Source organism: Mesorhizobium sp. M8A.F.Ca.ET.207.01.1.1 (assembly GCF_004794715.1).
In the GTDB taxonomy this organism is placed as follows: Bacteria; Pseudomonadota; Alphaproteobacteria; order Rhizobiales; family Rhizobiaceae; genus Mesorhizobium.
Genome location: NZ_SRUS01000100.1, coordinates 1 through 433, shown reverse-complemented (window position 1 = coordinate 433; position 433 = coordinate 1). Strand labels below are relative to the sequence as shown.

Sequence of the window (433 nt, the reverse complement as noted above, 5' to 3'; positions counted from 1 at the left end):
GTACCGTGGGCACGATCCCCAAGGCTGCGCAGCAGAAGGCAGCGTTGATCTCTGCCACGAGTTCCTCGAACGCATATTTTCTGGAGCCCGAAGGGCCGGAGCAGTCACGGGCCAAGCGTGAACTGTGACCGGTGGCATGACCGAGCTCATGCAAGGCTGTGCGGTGCCAGTTGATCGGCTCGAAATAAGCTTGGGGCGGAGGCACCTGTATATAATCGCGGGCAGGCACATAGAACGCCCTGTCGCCACCAATACGGAAGTCGATACCGGTGGCCTTGATCAGAGCCTCGACCCGCGGTTCGATCAAGCTAGCCACCGGCAGCGGAGCCGAAACCGCGACTTCATCAGGCAGTCCTTCACATTGCTCGATATTGAAAACGGTGAAGCGCTTGAGGAAAGGGATCGCCTGGGCATCCTCGCCTGTCTCGCGAGC

1 protein-coding gene is annotated in these 433 nt (G+C 59.8%); it reads right to left on the bottom strand.

The window, feature by feature from the left end:
* The coding region (locus EN850_RS33645) for a zincin-like metallopeptidase domain-containing protein (RefSeq protein ID WP_245521072.1) at positions 1 to 433 on the bottom strand (433 nt) is incomplete at both ends.